The organism is Mycobacterium hackensackense (genome assembly GCF_025822555.1).
GTDB lineage: Bacteria > Actinomycetota > Actinomycetes > Mycobacteriales > Mycobacteriaceae > Mycobacterium > Mycobacterium fluoranthenivorans.
On the sequence record NZ_JACKUC010000028.1, the window covers coordinates 32,100 to 46,180 of the forward strand.

The window sequence follows — 14,081 nt, forward strand, 5'->3', positions numbered from 1 at the left end:
TGAGATCAGCTGCTTGTGGGGTAGGGCGGGGGACGAAAGTACACCGGCGATCATCGCGCGATCAGCACTGAACACCGGCCGTGCTCGACGAGCGAATGGCCTTGCGGGCCGACGATATTCGCCACCTGGTCGGCATCGTCCTCACCTATGACGGCCAGCTGTACGTGGCCGTCGGCATTGTCGGCCAGAAACCTGGGCAGGTCGGCCCGGCTGGCAACCGGATAGGCGTGCACATCGGGATAGCGGCTCTGCCACTGCTGGACGCAGCGTTCCAGTTCGTCGTAGGGGGCTTCGCCGAAGTCCTCCTGCCACAAGCCCACGGCTATGAGCGCGCAGTGACGGAGTCTGGCTTCTTCCAGCGCCTGTTGGAACACGCGGTCTTCGTGTCCCGCTCGTCGGAAGCCGACCACGATGACGCCACCTGTACGGGTCGGAGGTGACCCTTCGCTGTGCCGGATGATCGCCACCGGGCAGTGTGTCTGCGCAGCAACTGATTGGGCTGTCGAACCGAGCACCTTGCTGGCCGCCCAACCGATGCCCTTCGATCCGATGCACACCAACGATGCGTTGGCGGATTCCGTGATCAACACCTCGTCTGGATGGCCCCGTAATACGGCGCCGGCGGCCGTGACGGGTTTGCCGGCGTTTCGCACGGCTTCCGTTGCGCGGTCGAGGGCACGTCGAGCGGAGTCGATCTCGATCTGGGTGTCACTGTGCACGGTCCCGGGCCATCGCTTGTCGTCGATCACGTAGATCAGGCGCAGCGGCGCATGACGACCGGTGGCTTCGTCGACGGCCCAGAGCGCCGCGTTCACGGCCGCGTCCGACCCATCGATCCCCGCCACAACGGGTGGAGTGTCGATCTCACCTGCCATCATGACCTCCTGGTCCACCGGCGTGATCGGTCTTATCGGTCCCGGAAGCGCTGATGCGAGAGGCCGTCTCGGCGCGAGAGGGTAGGAACTCCGATATGTGGTCCCGGAATGTTCGGACGACAGCCGGGACCACGACCGGTCACTTCGTCGATTCGATAGCGACGTGCTTACCGGGTGCCTCGGCTTCGTTCACCGGAACGGACACGTTGAGGATCCCTTTGTCGTAGGTCGCTTTGATAGCTTCCTCGTCGGCTCCGGCGGGCAGGGTCACCGACCGCGTGAAGGAGCCGTACGCGAACTCCGAGCGGCCGTTGGATTCCTTCTTCTCGCTGCGCTCGGCCTTGATCGTCAGGATCCCGTTACGGATGGTGATATCGACGTCCTTGTCCGGATCGACGCCTGGAAGCTCGGCGCGCAGTTCGTACTTGCCGTCCTTGATGTCGTCCTCGACTTTGATCGGGTGGCCGATGAAGTTCGGGCGAAGGCTCGACCACGCCGGGAAGCCCGAAAGGAACTCCGAGATGTCCGGCCAGGTCGGCAGATGGCGCTGTGGGACAGCGACGTTGTTCATGCTGTTCTCCTTTGATCGAGTATGGCCAGTGGTGTGCCACCACGAATTCGACCACCGGTGGGCGGGGCCCACTAGGGACTGAAGTCCCTGCCCTGGGGGCCGTTCGTCGGGCAAATCTATCCGCTGCGAGTCCGCTGCCAGCGGAGTGACCTTCGGCCCTAACGGTTCGTCGTCGCACGGCGTACCAACGAAGATATGACTGATGAGGTGCAGTCCGCACCCGCCTTCGCCGTCGAGGTCACCACGCATGGTGAGCTTCCGGATGTCGCTGGGTACGCACGGGACAAGATCGGCAGTCTGGCCCGTCTTTTCGCGTCACCCGCGTCGAGAGCACATGTCAGCGTGACGCGTCGTCGCGATCCGGCCGTCGAGCATCCGGTGATCGCACACGCGAATCTGGAGATCGGCGGTCACGTGTTGACCGCGGAGGCCGAGGCAGATGCCGCACGTGAGGCGGTCGACATGCTGGAGGCACGGCTACGGCGACGCCTCGTGCATCATCTGGAGTGGAAGAGACGCCAGCACCACCCGGGTCTGGCGCCACCCTGGCGCAGCCCGCACGTCGATGAGACCGGAGTACCGGATGAATCCGGACACGTTGTCCGGCGGAAGTCGTTCTCGACCGTACCGTGCTCGGTGGACGTGGCGATAGCCGAAATGGAACTGCTCGGCTACGACTTCCATCTCTTCCGCGAGATCGGTTCGGGCGTAGCCGCCGTCGTGTATCGGGGCGGACCGACCGGGAATCGGCTCGCTCTGGTGGCTCCGGCGCTCGCACCGAAGGTGGCTCCCTTCGAACGACTGGTGACCGTCAGTCCGCATCCTCTGCCCTGCCTGACCGAAGACCAGGCTCTGGAGCGGCTGGCCCTGCTCGGTACCCCTTTCCTGTTCTTCATCGAAGCCAGCGAAGGCCGGGCCGGTGTGCTGTATCGGCGCCTCGACGGCGACTTCGGACTGATCACGCCCGCGGCGTAGGTGGTGGGGTCGTTATCCGTGGAAGTAGGGACTTTGTGCCACAGCCGCCACCAGGGCGCGCTGCTTACAGTCCCCCCATATGCACCGACGGAGAAGACAGACAAGGAAACGGAGTAACTCATGACCACAGCACGACGGACTGTAGGTGCAGGTCAGCCGAGACGAATGTTCCGCGATCGCCGGGAGGCCGGCCGTGTCCTGGCCGGCCTGCTGGGCGGCTACCGTGGCAAGTCGGGTGTCGTGGTGCTCGGGCTGGCCCGTGGTGGAGTTCCGGTGGCGTGGGAAGTGGCTGCGGCGCTGGGAGTTCCGCTGGATGCCTTCATCGTTCGCAAACTCGGTGCGCCCGGGCACGACGAGTTCGCGATGGGTGCGCTGGCCAGCGGTGGGCGGGTGGTCGTCAACGACGACATCATCCGGGCACTACGTGTGACACCGCAGCAGTTGCGCGACATCACCGAGCGCGAGGCCCGCGAACTCACCCGGCGTGAGGCGGCATACCGGGCGGGCCGTCCGCCGGTTGAACTCGCCGGCAAGACTGTCATCCTGGTCGACGACGGCCTGGCCACCGGTGCCAGCATGCTGGCCGCGGTTCAAGCGCTGCGGGATATGGACCCGGCCGAGATCGTGGTGGCCGTCCCCGCGGCACCGGAGTCGACGTGTCGCGAGTTCGAAGCGATCGTCGACGATGTCGTCTGCGCGTCGATGCCCACGCCTTTCCTTGCGGTGGGGGAGTCGTTCTGGGATTTCGCCCAAGTCAGTGACGACGAGGTGCGCGAACTGCTCGCCACGCCCACTGTCGGCATCGCCACCGCGCGACTCCGCCTTGCCGAATCGCCCGCCGAGGTCATCGCCCGCTGCGCGATCGATGCGCCGTCGGGTATGCCCCCGAAGGAGGCGCTCGACGAGATCATCGGCGACGCACGGGTCGTGCTGATCGGTGAAAGTTCGCACGGCACAGCCGAGTTCTATCAGGCGCGGGCCGAGATCACCAAGTGGTTGATCGAAGAGAAGGGCTTCTGCGCCGTGGCGGCGGAGGCCGACTGGCCCGACGCGTATCGGGTGAATCGGTATGTCCGGGGCCAGGACACCGATGGCTCGGCCGATGAGGCATTGCGCGGTTTCGAGCGCTTCCCGTCCTGGATGTGGCGTAACACCGTGGTGCGTGACTTCGTGGGGTGGTTGCGCACACACAACGCCTCGCGTCGCGCGGAGAGTGACCGTGAGACCGGCTTCTACGGCCTGGATCTCTACAGCCTGCACCGTTCGATGCAGGAGGTGGTCGACTATCTGGACAATGTGGATCCCGTTGCCGCCCAACGGGCGCGAGAGCGCTATGCCTGCTTTGATCGTACGTCATCGTCTGACGACGGCCAGTCCTACGGGTATGCCGCGGCTTTCGGCGCCGGAATGTCCTGTGAACGGCAGGTGGTCGACCAGCTGGTGGATCTGCAGCGCAATGGGCTGCAGTATGCGCGCCGCGACGGACTCCTCGCCGAGGATGAACTCTTCTACGCACAGCAGAACGCGCAGACCGTGCGCAATGCGGAAAAGTACTACCGCGCGATGTTCGGTAGCCGGGTCTCCTCCTGGAATCTGCGAGATCAACACATGTTCCAGACGTTGAAAGCCCTGCGCGCGCATCTTGGGCGCAGCGCAGAAGGGGAACCGACACGGATTGTGGTGTGGGCGCACAATTCTCACGTCGGCGATGCACGGGCCACCGAGGTGGGTGCCGACGGGCAGCTGACCCTGGGTCAGTTGGTTCGGGAAGGGTATGGCGAGCAGGCACGGCTGATCGGATTCACGACCTACTCCGGCACGGTCACCGCCGCCACCGAGTGGGGCGGTATCGCTGAGCGAAAGGTGGTCCGGCCGGCGCTCAACGGCAGTGTCGAGGAACTTCTGCACGAGGTCGACCGACCGGAGTTCCTGGTGTCCGCGGATATCAGCCGGGATGCCGAAGAACCGCTGGACACCGTCCGCCTGGGCCGAGCGATCGGGGTCATCTACCTGCCCTCCACCGAACGGCAGAGTCACTACTACCACGTCCGGCCGGGGGACCAGTTCGACGCGATCATCCACATCGACCGGACCACTGCGCTGGAACCTCTGGAGCTCACCAGCACCTGGGTCGCCGGCCAGACTCCGGAAACCTACCCCACGGGTCTGTGAGCGGCTCCGCCATCGTCACCTTGACGGTGAATCCAGCACTCGATGTCACCGTCGACGCTGACCACGTCCGACCCACCGACAAAATCCGTTGTCGTGCAGTCAGATACGACGCGGGTGGCGGTGGTGTCAACGTCGCAAGATTCGCGCACGCCTTGGGTGCCCCCGTATCGGCCGTGTTCACCGTCGGCGGCCCAACGGGAGCACACGTCGTCGCACTCGTCGACGAATCGGAAGTCCCCAGCCTGCCGATCACGGTCAGTGGTCACACCAGACAGAGCCTGACAGTGAACGAGTGTGCGACGGGTAGGCAGTATCGCTTTGTACTTCCCGGACCCGCCCTCACGCCAGAGGAGCAGATCCGGTGTCTCGATGTGCTGAGGGACGCTGCAGGGTCAGCTGAGTACGTGGTCGCCAGTGGGAGCCTGCCGCAGGGGGTCCGGCCCGATTTCTACCAGCAGGTGGCCGACATCTGCGGGCAGCAGGACGCACGGCTGATCCTGGACACCTCCGGCGGGGGATTGGCCCACATCAGTTCGGGCGTATTCATGTTGAAGCCGAGCGTACGAGAGTTACGCGAGTGTGTCGGGCGTCCTCTTGACACCGAGGCCGAGCAAACGACGGCGGCTCGTGAACTCATCGACCGCGGCGTCGCAGAAATGGTCGTGGTCTCCCTCGGCGCCGAAGGCGCCCTCCTCGTCACGGCGCGGTCCAGCCATCGTTACGCGGCCATCGACGTGCCCTCGGTCAGCGGTGTCGGTGCCGGGGACGCCATGGTCGCCGGTATCGTCGTCGGGCTGTCGCGCGGGTGGCCGGTACCTGGTGCGGTGCGGTACGGGATCGCCGCTGCGACTGCGAAGCTCCAGACGCCGGGGACCTCGGCATTCGTCCGGAGCGATGTCGAAGACTACTTCGACGGCATCGATGCTAAAGGGACAGCGGGGCACCCAGTCCGATCGCGGTGAGCGCGGCCAACAAGGTGGCTGGACCGTGACGACGCGTACGCTGGCTGCCGGTGACGCGCAGGGACTCGACCAGGTGATCGTCGCAGGATCTGAGCAGGATGTCGGGGGACCCGAAGAGCCGTACCAGGACGTCGCGGCTCACGCCGGTCGTGGTGGCCAGCGCCTGCCACGAAAAGGGGACTCCCTGAGCCCCGATCTGTCGAATGGCCGAATCACGGATGCGGCGGCGCAGTTCGTCGTCGGCGAGGATGGTGGCACAGTGTTCACCGGAACCCCGTAAGTGCGGATCTGCGACTGCCGAGGTCGAGTCGTTCATGCGGCCACCGTCACATCGATCGACAAGGCGTCGGCGATCGCATGCGCGGCAGCCCAATCACCTTGGCGCACCGTACGAGCGAGCTCCTCGACCAAACTGCTGTGCGCCCCGAGCTGGGCCAGCCAGTTCGACACCGTCGCGGTGAGCTGGTCGGCTGCCACGCAGACGCAGCGTTCGTGATGCAAACGGTCGGTGACGACATACCGTGTCGACACCGTGTTCACCTGCCGATGCCGGTAGCTGTTCAGTGTTTTCATCGTTGGCTCCTCGGTGAGTCCGTTATATAGATCACACCACTGCACGCCGGCGTTCGCTAAGGCCGAAATTCACGTGTTGCGAGTGTCTTTGGTCCTCATCCGGGAGTTCACACCCGTTGCGCGGGTGGGTGTTTCATACCCGCCTTGTTCAGGACGGAGGCCACATCCCTGTCACACGCTGAAGCGGCTACCGCCGCTACCGTGAGCGAATGTCACCGCACCGCATGGGTGACGCGGCACCACGAGAATGCCTACCGCAGTGACGGGGCCGCTCGCCTTCCCTGCCTGTTCCGAGTGACCGTCTGGTGCAGTGGGCTCACGCCTCCGAGGACTGTGGTTGGCGCACCGCTGTGGCCCCCGCAGTGCTGCGGACCGGATACCGCCGCATCGCCGCGATCCCGTCCGCCAGTGCGACCTCGTCATCCGCGCGCACCACCGATGCGTCGGTCGAGACTGCCACGAAGGGCAGCACCTCGTCGGCCGGCGCGATCCGGCATGGTGCCTCGCCGGACTCGGACAGCGAATCCGCATCCGCGGCGATGGTGGTCCGGTCCCGGCCCGAGACGACAGTGGCACTGCCCAGGGGGCCGACGATCAACGTGTCGACCGCACCGTCTCGCAACGCCGCGCACACCGCGGGCAAGCCTTGCACGGCCAAACCCGAACCTCGGGCATCTTCGGCCTGGAAGCGATCCAGGACCGCTTCGGTCACGGTGTGCTGACGGAGTGCGAATTCGGCGGCGATCGCGTCAGCAAGCTCCGATTCGGTGGCCCGGCAGCCGTGCGCTCCAGCCGGCAGCGCAACCGCATGGGTGCCGATATGCGCCGGCAAGGCCGAGATGACGTCAGTTCGGGCTCGTACCTCGCCGCTCACGAACACCACTTCCGCGCCACTCGTGGTCACCAGTTCGGTGATGCGGTCGGCCACCGACCGGACGTTCATGCGCACCGCTTCCTCGGTGGAGCGCTCGACGTCGCCGTAACCGTGCCAGCCGGCCGCGGCGGGTTTGTGCACCGGATAGCCCGGACCCTCAACGGCTTCGGTATGGACGTTCTGCCGGTCGTGCACGGTGAGATCTGCGCCGAGATGGTCCACCGAGGCGACGACGTAGGCCGGGTGCGCCACCGTGAATTCCAGCAGGGGAAGAAGGTAGGGGTAATCCGAGACGCGGACCAAGGTCGCCGGCGGCGCGTGGTCGAGCTGCTCGTTGACAAGCACCTCGTCCGGCCCGGCGATCACCAGGCGACCCTTCCGCCCGACCACGGGGGTGCTGTGCAGAACGGCGCGCTTCAACGCCGCGATGACGTCGTCGGCGACGTGCCGGTCCTCCAACTGCCTACCAATGCCAGTCCAGCGAGCTTCCGCTTGCTCGACAGCGTCATGGGTGTCGTGGCTGTCATCGACGAGTAGCGACACGAACGGTCCGGGCGCATCGGTGAGCGAGCGAACAGCATCAGTCTTCATGGCCAGATTCCTCAGAGGTGTCAGTCGCCAGGTCGAACTCGGCGAAATGGTCGATACCGAAGCGGGCGAATTCCCGAAATCTCCGGGCCGGCAGCAATGTCGCTGCATCGGTTGCCTCGATGACCCGGGGGTTGATCACATCGAAGCGATCGCCGCCGGTGGTGATGGTGGCCTCGCCAGCCTTGAGGGCATTACGCAGCCAATCGGTGTCCGCGCCATAGGGCAACGGAGTGACGATGTGGTCGGCCACCCTCACGGCGACGACCGGGGTCAGATGACTTCGCCCGGTGCGGCGGCCGGTATGCCGAATCACGCCCGCGTACCAGTGCTTGCGACCTGCCAGGTGCAGCATCAGCGGATTCAGCACGTGTTTGTTGAACTTGCGCACCCCGTCGTTGACCGGGTTGGTGGCGTTCTTCGGCATTCCTCGATGCTGGTAGAGCACGGACCCTGCGGGGCAGGGTCTAGAGCACGCAGGTGCAAGGACTAAAGGCCTCTGTTGCGCCGAGCGGCGTGGTTGATCGATGACGCGATCGTGCACGAGCGGGCAGCGGCCGGATCTGCGCCGACCTATTCGCTCCGGGGGGAGTATCGGCACCTGCCGCCGGTCTTGACAGCGAAGTGGTTACGCGGCTCCGCCGCGCCGGACGTGGTGGCGCAGCTCGTAGCTGCGACGACCGCGGCCGCTGCAGAGCGGTAGTGACTTTGGTCTCTAGTCCGCGTGATCTCCGTGGAAAATGATGGTGTTGAGAACATTCCGGAGGGAAGCGACCGATGCCAACGATCGAACGTCCGACCTTGACGAGAAGCCAGCTCGACAACGTGGCATGGCAATTTCTCCGGTCTGAGTTCACCGACGAGACCTACGCGCAGTGGCCCATCGAACGGCGGCTCGATGCGTTCCTGCTGCATCGAGGATTCCGAAAGTTGCACGACGACGGCTCCGCCTACGGCGCATTGCTCGACCGTGTGATGGCCAACTTGCCGACCGCCGCACGAATTGGGGTGCTTCCCCTGCTGAATGCTGGACGGCCCTCGTAAAGGTCATTCACAAGACGGCCCGCGACTCGCCTACAAGAGACTGAGCGCCCTGGCCAACCTCGCGGAGTATGTCGAGCAACGAAGCGCGCACCGATGAGGCCGGCAAGCCGGGACCATTATGCGCGGTCAGCGGCCGATCAGTGTTGCTGATGCGAACAATGTGTCGAGATGCCGTATTGCAGCAAACGTTTGCATCGCGTGTTCCGTGCCCTGGACTGCCGCTCACGGATTCTGCCCCGGCACGTCGCGGTGACCGTGACATCGCAGTTGTGACCGCGCGCCCGTTCGTTACTCGGCAAAATCGACCAATATTGACGGCTGCGTCCCCTTTCGCGGCGAAGTTCCGAATGCCACAATTCAGAACGGAGAGGCGCAAGGGGCGAGGTGGACAACGGGGACGGACCTGAACCGGCTTTCAGGCGACGGAGACCGCAAGATCTCCGTCGCATACACGACCAACTCGATGAGCTGGCCGCCGATCGTGATCAGATGGGTCTGCTGCTCCAACTGGCGATCGAGATCAGCTCCGATTTGGAGTTGGACTCCACGCTGCATCGGATCATTCGTGCGGCGCTGACATTGACCACGGCGCGTTACGGGGCCATCGGTGTGTGGGGTCCCGACGACTTGCTGTCCTCGTTCGTCCACGAGGGGATGGACCCCCAGACCGTAAAGCGCATCGGTCATTTGCCCGTGGGCAAGGGAGTCTTGGGTGCGCTACGAGAACGCACCGAACTTCTGCGACTGGACGACCTCACCGAGTATCCGGCCGCCGCGGGCTTCCCCGAGGGACACCCTCCGATGCGGGCCTTCCTCGGCATGCCGATCATGATCCGCGGACAGCCGTTCGGCAGCCTGTACGTAGCCGATGACAGGGCAGAACACACGTTCACCGAGGCCGACGAATTGGCGGCCCGGGCGCTGGCTTCGGTCGCGGCGGTCGCCATCGACAACGCGCACTTATTCGAACAAGCCCGAGTATCCGCACTGTGGACGAGTGCCAGTCGTGAGATCACGTCAGCTGTGCTGTCCGACAAGCGACCGAATCAGCGCCCCCTGCAGCTCATTGCGGCCCGTGCCCTGGAGCTCACCGAAGCAGAGCAGGCCATCGTCCTGGTGCCCGAGGACCCGGAGGAACCCGACGACGAGGTGGACACGCTGGTGGTGTCCGCTGCCGTCGGACGCTACGCCGAGGAGGTTCTCGGTCAACGCATTCCGGTCGAAGGGTCGACCACCGGCACGGTGTTCCGGTCCGGAGAGCCGATGATCACCGAGACATTTCGCAGACCGATCCAAGCATTCACCGACGTGGGTGAACGCCCCGCGATCGTCGTACCGCTGTGCGCGGAGAACCACACCCTGGGCGTGATCATCGTGGCACGCAACGCAGCTGGGGCCCGATTCACCGAGGACTATCTGGACTTCGTCCAGGATTTCGCCGGTCACGCGGCCATCGCGCTCACCATCGCCAGGGCTCGCCACCACACGGCCGAGCTCAACCTGCTCACCGACCGGGAGCGCATCGCGAGTGACCTGCACGACCAGGTGATTCAGCGTGTCTTTGCGGTCGGAATGGACCTCCAGGGTGTCATCGCACGTCTTCGGCACCCTGATCTGGTCCATCGGGTTTCCCGGTCTGTGGACGAGCTGCAGTCCGTGATCAATGACATTCGCGCGACGATCTTCAATCTGCAGAATCCGTCCGAGGCTCAGGAAGGGTTTGCCTCCCGCATCCACACCGCGTTCGAACGCCTGACGGAGAACCGAGAACTGTCCGCGACGTTGAATTTGACGGGTCCGTTGAGCGTGGTCACGTCGGTACTTGCCGACCATGGCGAAGCCGTGATCACCGAGGCGCTCAGTAACGCGATCCGTCATTCGGGCGCGGAGGAGGTCACGGTCAGCGTCGCGGTCGCCGACGAACTGCGCATCGTCGTTTCCGACAACGGGAGTGGGATACCGCCCGACAACAAGCGCAGCAGCGGATTGAGTAATCTCGCCCGGCGCGCCGAGTCGGTGGGCGGTGACTTCACCGTCACCGGTGGCCCGTCGGGCGGTACGCAGCTGATATGGAGTGCACCACTGCCGGTGGACTGATGCCGGAAGCGCGGGATGGGACCAAGGTCCCTCCCGGACCAGACCAAAGCCTTTAGCGCGAGCGGGCAGCTCACACCTAGCGTCAGATGATTGCTGAACTGCCGGACTACCGAAGGTCTGCTCATGGATGTCACCACCGATGTTCTGATCGCCGGATCCATGCGGGCTGCGCAGGTGCGCCGCGTGGCGGAGCACGGCGACGCGATCTCGGTGAACCGATGCGCGACATCGCCCGTGCTTCTGGTGTGGAACGACTCTGGGAATCCTGCGGCGGCATCTGCCGATCGTTGGGTCGTTGCCGTCTCGGGCGAGAAGGCGTCGGCCAGATCCGTGTTGTGCACCGCCATGGCCGAGGCGGCGCTGAGAGACGCGGCGGTGATGGTACTGACCCCGGCACAGTGGGACCCCGACGACTACCTGAGTGCGATCGGCTACGTCGAAGCCGCAAAGCAACCCGAGGTGTGGGCCATACCCCGACCGGACGATCTCGCCGCGCTGATACTGCAGCAACCGAGTGTGGATCATCTGATCGTCACGACGGCCGACGATGCCGCACTGATCGACACCCTCCTCGGAAATGCCGAGTTGGCCGCGATGCGGGCGCGCTTCGAACTACTTGTGCTACCGCGGTCCTTCGGAAGGGGAAGAACACATGAATCATCCGGCAGCATTGAAATCCCCTCCAGCGCTGACTATCTGGTCGCTGCTGCGGCACCCGGCTACGGTATGGGCGCTTCGGGCCTCGAATGAACGACTGGCGGCCACACAGACGAGCAGGGGAGCGCGGCGATGAACGTTCCGAGCAATCAGGGCAGAGAGTGGGCTGTCGGCGTCTGCGTCGACGAGCACGAGGATCACACTCGTGCCACCACCTGGCTGGTCGGCGATGACCGTGGCTTCACCGGGGTCGGTGTGGCACGGCGCAATCCGGACGACCGCGATGTACCGGCGATCGGCGATGAGCTCGCGGTGGCCCGCGCCTTGGCCGATCTCGCGGAGCAGATGCTCAAGGCGACGGCCGGGGATATCGAAACCGTCACCCATGAACACGTGCATCCGCTGCACTGATCGATGGATGGCCGCGCTGTGACCAATTCTGATGTGCTGGTGTGGGTCCCGTCGACAGCGCGGCAACGATGAGTCCGTCGCTGGGTGACGTGATCCGGCCCTTCACCAAGACCGGGAGCTACTACGCCCGGTCCTGGCGAGACTACCTGGGGGCGGGTTCGCCGCAATTGCCGATCGCGAGGCCGAGTCTCGCGCTGGCGGCACAGGCGCTGCGCGATGAGGTGGTGCTGTTGGGCCTTCGGGCCCGCCGTCCACTGAGCCAACCGCGGGCATTCGCGCACATCCACGACGAGGTGGTCGCGGCACTCGAATTCTATGGCGCCCTGGGTTGTCTGCGCGATCCCGGTAGTTTCTTCGTCACGCCCGGACCCCTTTCCGGGGTCGAGATCACACCGGTACATCGGGGCGGCAGATTCTATGCCCGGATGCGCTGGCCCAGTGACTACACACCGCGGGTCGGTGAGCCCGGGGCGGATCGGTGGCGTAGCTACGGTGCAGTCGGCAACGGCTATGCGCTGTTGCTGCGGCACCGCGACGAACGTCCCTGGCTGGTGTGTGTGCACGGCACCGAGATGGGCCGCGCCGCACTGGATCTGGCACTTTTTCGGGCCTGGCACCTGCACGACGACCTGGGACTCAACGTCGTCCTTCCAGTACTTCCGCTGCATGGTCCCAGGGCCACTGGCCTGCCGAAGGGTGCGGTGTTCCCCGGCGAGAACGTGATCGACGATGTGCACGCGACCGCACAGGCAGTCTGGGATATTCGCGGCCTGCTGGCCTGGATCAGGCAACAACATCAGGCGCCGACCATCGGAATCTACGGTCTGTCGCTGGGCGGTTTCATCACTGCGCTGGTGGCAAGCCTCGACAACGACCTGAGGTGCGCGGTGCTGGGCGTGCCGGTCGCCGATCTGGTCGACCTGCTCAGTCGGCATTCCGGACTGGACCGCGAGGATCCGCGTCGGCGGACGATTCTGCTGGCCGGTGCGCTCGGCCGGATGATCTCACCGTTGTCTCTGGAGCCGCGGGTACCGCCGGCCGGACGCTTCATCTATGCGGGCCTGGCGGATCAGGTGGTGCATCCGCGGGAGCAGGTCACCAGGCTTTGGGAGCATTGGGGGCGACCGGATATCGAATGGTATCGCGGCGGCCACACCGGCTTCTTCCAGTCGCGACCGGTGAACCGATTCGTCACCGACGCACTGGTGCGGTCGGGGTTGGTACCGGATCGGCCGGAGGCCGGGCAAATCGCGGGGTGAACACCGGCCGCCGCCTAGCGTGGACGGTAGATGACCACGGGCGTGCGCACCGACTGGACCACCGTGCCGCTGACCGAGCCCAGAAGAGTGCCGGCCAACGCCCCGTGCCCGTGGCTGCCCACGACGACGAGCTGCGCCGTGGCGGACAGTTCGACGAGGTGGTGAGCGGGTTGATCGGCGACGACGATGCGGCGCACATTCACCCGGGGATAATGCTCCTGCCAGGGGGCCAGCCGCGCGGCCATCTCGCGATCGACGTCGGGCCGCATCTGCTCCCAGTCGAATCCCGGCATGTCGAATGCGCCTGGTGACCACCACGCGTGGAGCACCACCAACTCGACGTTGCGGCGGGCTGCCTCATCGAACGCCAGCGTGGCCGCGTCGTCAGATGCCGGCGACCCGTCATAGCCCAGCAGGACGGGGGCGCGCTGATCCGGCGTTGGTTCGTCGTCATGAATGACGGCTACGGCGCAGTGGGCGCGGTGGACGAGCGCGGTGCTGACACTGCCCAACAGGTGGCGGGCCAACGACCCGCGACCACGCGAACCCACGACGACCAGCCCCGCCGTTGTGGACTCCTCGACCAGCACAGCGGCAGGAGTCGCAACCGCGAACACGGTGTCCACCCGAACCGACCCGTGCGTCACGTCCTGGACCCGCTTGCAGGCGTCGTCCAGGATGTCCTTGCTGCGCTCGGCCTGCCACTCCATGAACCCGCTCGGCGCAGGGGCCACCGGCCATGCGCCGATGGGCAGGGTGGCCGCGTACACGATGCGAAGGGTGGCCTGGCGCAGAGCAGCCTCCTTGGCAGCCCATTCCAACGCGGGATGCGAGCATGACGAATCATCGACCCCGGCGACGATTGTCTCGATATCTACGGTGTAGCTCATTGTGGCGTCCTTCACTTCGGCCTGGGCAAGACGAGCGGCGTGCCATGGACGGTAGGTGCGTTCGGGTACCCGCTTCTAGGGGCTTTCGTACTCAGCTGGGTGACCGACCCGGAGAGGACTTCAGGCCCTAGTG

The 14,081-nt window shown here is 65.3% G+C and carries 15 protein-coding genes; 8 read left to right on the forward strand and 7 right to left on the reverse strand.

Translation table 11 applies throughout. The annotated features are described in order from the left end of the window. Positions 1-50: 50 nt before the first annotated feature. Both H7J86_RS01740 and H7J86_RS01745 read right to left on the reverse strand, forming a co-directional pair. Complete coding sequence (locus H7J86_RS01740) at positions 51-875, reverse strand: universal stress protein (protein ID WP_267289000.1); 825 nt, start codon at positions 873-875, stop codon at positions 51-53. A gap of 139 nt (positions 876-1,014) precedes the next feature. Continuing rightward, positions 1,015-1,446 (reverse strand): Hsp20/alpha crystallin family protein, encoded by a 432-nt coding sequence (locus H7J86_RS01745; RefSeq protein ID WP_090361245.1) that lies wholly within the window; start codon positions 1,444-1,446, stop codon positions 1,015-1,017. A gap of 195 nt (positions 1,447-1,641) precedes the next feature. On the opposite strand from H7J86_RS01745, the gene H7J86_RS01750 reads away from it, so the two are divergent. The 3 genes from H7J86_RS01750 (at position 1,642) to H7J86_RS01760 (ending at position 5,555) form a co-directional block, all read left to right on the forward strand. Further along, positions 1,642-2,421: a sigma 54 modulation/S30EA ribosomal C-terminal domain-containing protein gene (locus tag H7J86_RS01750; protein ID WP_267289002.1), complete on the forward strand. Its 780-nt coding sequence runs from the start codon at positions 1,642-1,644 to the stop codon at positions 2,419-2,421. Positions 2,422-2,541: 120 nt separating this feature from the next. Further along, a complete protein-coding gene (locus H7J86_RS01755; RefSeq protein ID WP_170847381.1) occupies positions 2,542-4,593 on the forward strand; it encodes an erythromycin esterase family protein in 2,052 nt (683 codons plus the stop codon). Further along, a complete protein-coding gene (locus H7J86_RS01760) occupies positions 4,590-5,555 on the forward strand; it encodes a 1-phosphofructokinase family hexose kinase (RefSeq protein WP_267289004.1) in 966 nt (321 codons plus the stop codon). The genes H7J86_RS01755 and H7J86_RS01760 overlap by 4 nt, the downstream gene beginning before the upstream one ends. Here H7J86_RS01760 and H7J86_RS01765 read toward each other — a convergent pair. From H7J86_RS01765 to H7J86_RS01780, 4 genes are all read right to left on the reverse strand, one after another. Beyond that, a complete protein-coding gene (locus tag H7J86_RS01765) occupies positions 5,518-5,871 on the reverse strand; it encodes a hypothetical protein (RefSeq protein ID WP_267289006.1) in 354 nt (117 codons plus the stop codon). The genes H7J86_RS01760 and H7J86_RS01765 overlap by 38 nt on opposite strands. After that, positions 5,868-6,128, reverse strand: coding sequence for an Rv2628 protein family (locus H7J86_RS01770; protein ID WP_187095808.1), 261 nt, complete (start codon positions 6,126-6,128; stop codon positions 5,868-5,870). The genes H7J86_RS01765 and H7J86_RS01770 overlap by 4 nt, the downstream gene beginning before the upstream one ends. A gap of 316 nt (positions 6,129-6,444) precedes the next feature. Next, positions 6,445-7,593 carry an Rv2629 family ribosome hibernation factor gene (locus tag H7J86_RS01775; protein WP_267289008.1) on the reverse strand — a complete coding sequence of 383 codons (1,149 nt, stop codon included), beginning with the start codon at positions 7,591-7,593 and terminating at the stop codon, positions 6,445-6,447. After that, positions 7,583-8,017 carry a PNPOx family protein gene (locus H7J86_RS01780; RefSeq protein WP_187095803.1) on the reverse strand — a complete coding sequence of 145 codons (435 nt, stop codon included), beginning with the start codon at positions 8,015-8,017 and terminating at the stop codon, positions 7,583-7,585. The genes H7J86_RS01775 and H7J86_RS01780 overlap by 11 nt, the downstream gene beginning before the upstream one ends. Before the next feature lie 350 nt (positions 8,018-8,367). Here H7J86_RS01780 and H7J86_RS01785 point away from each other — a divergent pair, with 350 nt between their 5' ends. The 5 genes from H7J86_RS01785 to H7J86_RS01805 all read left to right on the forward strand — a co-directional run bounded on the left by H7J86_RS01785 (position 8,368) and on the right by H7J86_RS01805 (position 13,058). Continuing rightward, positions 8,368-8,634, forward strand: coding sequence for a hypothetical protein (locus H7J86_RS01785; protein ID WP_090361222.1), 267 nt, complete (start codon positions 8,368-8,370; stop codon positions 8,632-8,634). Between the two features lie 489 nt (positions 8,635-9,123). Then, positions 9,124-10,731 (forward strand): GAF domain-containing sensor histidine kinase, encoded by a 1,608-nt coding sequence (locus H7J86_RS01790; protein ID WP_090361219.1) that lies wholly within the window; start codon positions 9,124-9,126, stop codon positions 10,729-10,731. Between the two features lie 123 nt (positions 10,732-10,854). Beyond that, positions 10,855-11,481 carry a hypothetical protein gene (locus tag H7J86_RS01795; RefSeq protein ID WP_267289010.1) on the forward strand — a complete coding sequence of 209 codons (627 nt, stop codon included), beginning with the start codon at positions 10,855-10,857 and terminating at the stop codon, positions 11,479-11,481. A gap of 39 nt (positions 11,482-11,520) precedes the next feature. Next, positions 11,521-11,799, forward strand: coding sequence for a DUF1876 domain-containing protein (locus tag H7J86_RS01800; protein WP_267289012.1), 279 nt, complete (start codon positions 11,521-11,523; stop codon positions 11,797-11,799). 68 nt (positions 11,800-11,867) lie between these two features. Further along, positions 11,868-13,058: an alpha/beta hydrolase family protein gene (locus tag H7J86_RS01805; RefSeq protein WP_267289014.1), complete on the forward strand. Its 1,191-nt coding sequence runs from the start codon at positions 11,868-11,870 to the stop codon at positions 13,056-13,058. A gap of 14 nt (positions 13,059-13,072) precedes the next feature. Here H7J86_RS01805 and H7J86_RS01810 read toward each other — a convergent pair whose 3' ends face one another. Continuing rightward, positions 13,073-13,948, reverse strand: a complete 876-nt coding sequence (locus H7J86_RS01810) for a universal stress protein (RefSeq protein ID WP_267289016.1) — start codon at positions 13,946-13,948, stop codon at positions 13,073-13,075. Positions 13,949-14,081: the final 133 nt, after the last annotated feature.

Excerpts from the sequence above, each read along its gene's own strand:
- H7J86_RS01755 (WP_170847381.1), top strand. The coding sequence starts at position 2,542 with ATGACCACAGCACGACGGACTGTAGGTGCAGGTCAGCCGAGACGAATG.
- H7J86_RS01740 (WP_267289000.1), bottom strand. The coding sequence starts at position 875 with ATGGCAGGTGAGATCGACACTCCACCCGTTGTGGCGGGGATCGATGGG.
- H7J86_RS01770 (WP_187095808.1), bottom strand. The coding sequence starts at position 6,128 with ATGAAAACACTGAACAGCTACCGGCATCGGCAGGTGAACACGGTGTCG.
- H7J86_RS01785 (WP_090361222.1), top strand. The coding sequence starts at position 8,368 with ATGCCAACGATCGAACGTCCGACCTTGACGAGAAGCCAGCTCGACAAC.
- H7J86_RS01765 (WP_267289006.1), bottom strand. The coding sequence starts at position 5,871 with ATGAACGACTCGACCTCGGCAGTCGCAGATCCGCACTTACGGGGTTCC.
- H7J86_RS01805 (WP_267289014.1), top strand. The coding sequence starts at position 11,868 with ATGAGTCCGTCGCTGGGTGACGTGATCCGGCCCTTCACCAAGACCGGG.
- H7J86_RS01795 (WP_267289010.1), top strand. The coding sequence starts at position 10,855 with ATGGATGTCACCACCGATGTTCTGATCGCCGGATCCATGCGGGCTGCG.
- H7J86_RS01790 (WP_090361219.1), top strand. The coding sequence starts at position 9,124 with ATGGGTCTGCTGCTCCAACTGGCGATCGAGATCAGCTCCGATTTGGAG.
- H7J86_RS01750 (WP_267289002.1), top strand. The coding sequence starts at position 1,642 with ATGACTGATGAGGTGCAGTCCGCACCCGCCTTCGCCGTCGAGGTCACC.
- H7J86_RS01780 (WP_187095803.1), bottom strand. The coding sequence starts at position 8,017 with ATGCCGAAGAACGCCACCAACCCGGTCAACGACGGGGTGCGCAAGTTC.
- H7J86_RS01745 (WP_090361245.1), bottom strand. The coding sequence starts at position 1,446 with ATGAACAACGTCGCTGTCCCACAGCGCCATCTGCCGACCTGGCCGGAC.
- H7J86_RS01810 (WP_267289016.1), bottom strand. The coding sequence starts at position 13,948 with ATGAGCTACACCGTAGATATCGAGACAATCGTCGCCGGGGTCGATGAT.
- H7J86_RS01800 (WP_267289012.1), top strand. The coding sequence starts at position 11,521 with ATGAACGTTCCGAGCAATCAGGGCAGAGAGTGGGCTGTCGGCGTCTGC.
- H7J86_RS01775 (WP_267289008.1), bottom strand. The coding sequence starts at position 7,593 with ATGAAGACTGATGCTGTTCGCTCGCTCACCGATGCGCCCGGACCGTTC.